At 57.5% G+C, this 3610-nt stretch carries 4 protein-coding genes and 1 pseudogene; 3 read left to right on the top strand and 2 right to left on the bottom strand.

What is annotated here, in order from left to right; translation table 11 throughout:
• Positions 1-253 (bottom strand): annotated as a pseudogene (locus BSG09_RS19900) (IS5/IS1182 family transposase); the annotation flags it as partial.
• 347 nt (positions 254-600) lie between these two features.
• Between BSG09_RS19900 and BSG09_RS19890 the strand changes: the two are divergent.
• Complete coding sequence (locus BSG09_RS19890; protein WP_092936214.1) at positions 601-1332, top strand: hypothetical protein; 732 nt, start codon at positions 601-603, stop codon at positions 1330-1332.
• Between the two features lie 32 nt (positions 1333-1364).
• On the top strand, positions 1365-1568 hold the full coding sequence (locus BSG09_RS19885; RefSeq protein WP_139246302.1) for a hypothetical protein: 204 nt from the start codon (positions 1365-1367) through the stop codon (positions 1566-1568).
• Between the two features lie 45 nt (positions 1569-1613).
• Here BSG09_RS19885 and BSG09_RS19880 read toward each other — a convergent pair whose 3' ends face one another.
• Positions 1614-1859, bottom strand: a complete 246-nt coding sequence (locus tag BSG09_RS19880; protein WP_092936210.1) for an ATP-binding protein — start codon at positions 1857-1859, stop codon at positions 1614-1616.
• Between the two features lie 206 nt (positions 1860-2065).
• Here BSG09_RS19880 and BSG09_RS19875 point away from each other — a divergent pair.
• Positions 2066-3610, top strand: a 1545-nt coding sequence (locus BSG09_RS19875) for a transposase (RefSeq protein WP_139246301.1), incomplete at its 3' end; no start/stop codon positions are given.

Raw genomic sequence — 3610 nt, 5'->3', positions numbered from 1 at the left:
CCCATCGACAGAGCGTGGTGTGATCCGGCGATTTGTCGATGTTAAGCTCTTCACGGATGGCTCTGGAGTCATTGAACCATGCTTCAGTCTCTCGGAAATCTTTGTCGAGTTCTGCATGCAAGAGGATAAACGCGATCTGAGCCCACTCGGCGAACCCGCTGGCGCCGTCCGGCGCAGCGGGTTCGTCAGGGTTATCGACGTGCTGTTTGGCAAGATTCTTACACTGCCGTATGATCGGTCTTTTCGACCTCATATCGACAGACGGCGTCCAATTCCCCACAAGCCTCACGGAAATCAGCCGAGAACAAGGCTGAAACTGGTGCTATTCGACGCTGCAACAGAGCAATAAAGAAGCCAGTCCCGGGGAGGATAGATTTCCGGGCCAGCGGCATGTCCTCGTCGTCGATAACGTCTTCGTACATGTCCAGATAGTTCGGTGCCGTGCGGAAGAAACCGCCGGTTCCGTGGTCTCAGTGTGAGTTCGGGGCCGGGTCGATGTCCGAACAGGCTCACAAATTTGAGTGATTTTCGGTATTACTACCCAACACGAATTTCCTGCTTCCGATACTTTAATATCCAATAGCTATCACCAATGGTTGAATGTCAGATAGACGTTCGTTCCTGAAAGGTGTTGGTATCGCAAGCATTCCCCTGCTGTCGGGAACTGCACTCGCAGCGTCATCAAAATCAGCAGCAGAAGAGGGTGTCTGGTCGTTCGACCTGGAGAACGGCAAGCTGGTCGCAGACCAGAACAGTGCGAGTGCTTTGGATACGCACTCTTCGAACGGAAACGCGGTCCAGATCGACCGGGAGACGGCATCCGATGTCACGGCCGAATTAAACGAACTCGAAAGTCGCGGCTTCGTCGAGTTCAGGAAAGCTGGCAAGTCCGAGCCCGGAAACGTACTCGTCACGCCAACCGACCGTATCGGTGAACTGTACCCGTCCTACGACACCGACTCGGACGTCGGTATTGCTTCCAGTCACTGTGGAAGCGGCGGCAAGAACGACTTCGAGGCGAAGTTGATCAGCGTCCCTCCGAAGTACAACTTCTACATCGACGATCAGGCGACGAGCGAACTCGTCGAAATCGCGATATACGGTGCGGGGGCCACCGCGGCGCTTACCTTCCTCCTGACTATTACCGGTGCTGGCTCGGTTCCTGCCGCTGTCACCGGCCTCATCAGTTCCCTGCTCGGAACGTCTGCGGCCCTTCTGAGTAACGAAAACGAGGGCGACGGTGTCATCATCCGAGTCAACTACATCCCGCCGTCGGGAACCTGGGCTGAGGTCGACTCCCAGTGCCACCCCGATGGCGGTATCCCGTGGTAATGATTAAATGATAGCACATCCAAGAGATGAACATGCCCGAGACCCGAGTACGACGCCCGACCCCGACCGCCATCGCGACGGTCAGCGCACTGGCGACGAGCTTCGCGACGGTCGCGTACGTGTACACCACGACCGCCACGACGGACGCCGTCGCGTTCGTGTTGGGAATCATGTTGATCTGCCTCGTGTACGTCACGCTGGACGCCTTCGGACTCGTCAGCGGTAACTGGTCATAACTCGCGCTCCCGGTCTTTTTTCGGGTCTGATACCACGATACAGCGTCACGCGTTCGGTAACGACAGCTGAACGACGGTCCCCTGCGGCTCGTTCGCCCCGAACGAGAGCGTCCCGCCGGACTTCGTGGTGACCCAGTAGATGAGCCACAGTCCGAGCCCCGAGCCGTGCGTCAGCGAGTCTTCGGTCTCTCGGTCGAGCGCGAGGACTTCGTCGTCGGCGATGCCGCTCCCGGTGTCGGCGATGCAGAGTTCGATAGCCTGTTGCACGTTCAAGATCAATTCGTCAGACATGGCAGCGTGAGACTGATCCAGTGCGAATCTGCCGAGTGATAATCAATTCGGTGAGAGAAGTCTCAGAAACGCTCGCTGAATCGGGTGTTGGAGTCAGTTTTCGATCACGAATAGAGCCGCCTGAGAGCGAGAGTCAGGAGTCCCGAACGACAGATTCTGTGCACGAGACGGGTGACTGACTCCGATTGCTTACCGACTGTAAAGGGATGTCTCAAACGACATCCGAGTTCGAGTCTGCGATCAGCAGACTCGAACAACAGGCCGAGGAATTGATTCACAAAGACACGGACCTCCTGACCGTGGTCCGTGGGTTTGACTTCAGTGAGACTGCAATCTACGAAGCTGGGCAAACCGAATGGAACGCTCGCTACGGCTACGAGCCGATGGTACGGGCGTTCTATTGCAAGGAGCTCGCCGGCTTCACGACGACAGAACTCCACGACTACCTCGCGACTGCCGAGCGTGCCAGCACGCTCGGCTTTGATCCCGACCAGTTCGCTGGGGACAAAACCGCACCGGGTCGGACCACACTCGGTCGCGCCTGGCGCGACCGGTTCCCGAACCGGCTTCAAGCCTTCATCCGAATGTCTGCTGAATGTATCCTCGCGGTTGCCCACGAGATGGGCAACCCGCTTGGACTGCGCGCGCTTCACCCTGAGGACAAGAGCGACCTTTCCAACCGCTCGGAACAGCGCTACGTCACAGGCAAAGCAAAGGACGTCACGGAGGCCCTCTGTCAGATCGTGTTTCCGGCGATTGACCTCGATCGACCGGACGACGGAACGCGGTATGACGATACCGCGTTCCTCGATCTCCAGAGCTACCTCGGATTGACCGGGACTGCTGCCAACCAAGGAAGCCGGATCTTCGACGAGGAAACAACTCGCGAAAACGGCGGTCCTGACGGTGATACGCATCTCCACTACATCAAGCAACTCGAGGCGATGGAGATCGCCTCGATGGTCAACGGAGCGATTGGAACGATGATGTGGGCTGCTGAGCAATACTACTCGATCGATCGCCACGTCGATGTGGCGATCGATATCACCTATATCGCCTACTACGGTGATCGTGACGAGTTCCAGATGAGTACAGGTGCACCACCGAGCAAATCGTACTCGTGGTGCTACAAAATGGCGACCGTCTCGATCGTTGGGGAAGAAGTGAAGTTCACGCTCGGGATGCGGCCGCTACGCGGCTACATCCCTCGGCGAGTTCTCGTTGAGCAACTGCTCGAAATCGCGAGTGACCATGTTTCGATCGGGACGGTCTACGCCGACGCCGAATTCGACGGCGTCGGCGTGATCCACGCGGTCGAAGAGGCGGGGCTCTTCTATCTCATCCGAAAATCCTCGGATGACCCGGTCAAGCGGTTTGTACAGGACATGGATCACGACGTCGGCGTCAAACAGAATCACGAGATGGAAGGAACCATCGTGGGTGGCAGTGTAACGGTCACCCCGACGCTGGTCGGGGTTCCCTCAGATCGGAAGGAAGGTGCAACGGTGACGTTCGTGACGAACTTCTCGGTAAGTGATGCGACAAAGAAGGCGCGGGGGCGTACCCGCCGCGTGATGCGGCGGTACGCCCGCCGATGGGGAATAGAGAACAGCTACAAGTCGATCAAAGACTTCCTCGCGTGGACGACTTCTCGAAACACCGCCGTTCGAGTGTTCTACTTCGGCTTTGCGGTTATTCTCTACGATATGTGGTTGCTCGTTGACCTGCTGGTGCAGGTCAGCCTCGACATT

Source organism: Natrinema hispanicum (assembly GCF_900111485.1).
In the GTDB taxonomy this organism is placed as follows: domain Archaea; phylum Halobacteriota; class Halobacteria; order Halobacteriales; family Natrialbaceae; genus Natrinema; species Natrinema hispanicum_A.
This window is presented reverse-complemented; position numbering and strand designations above follow the sequence as displayed.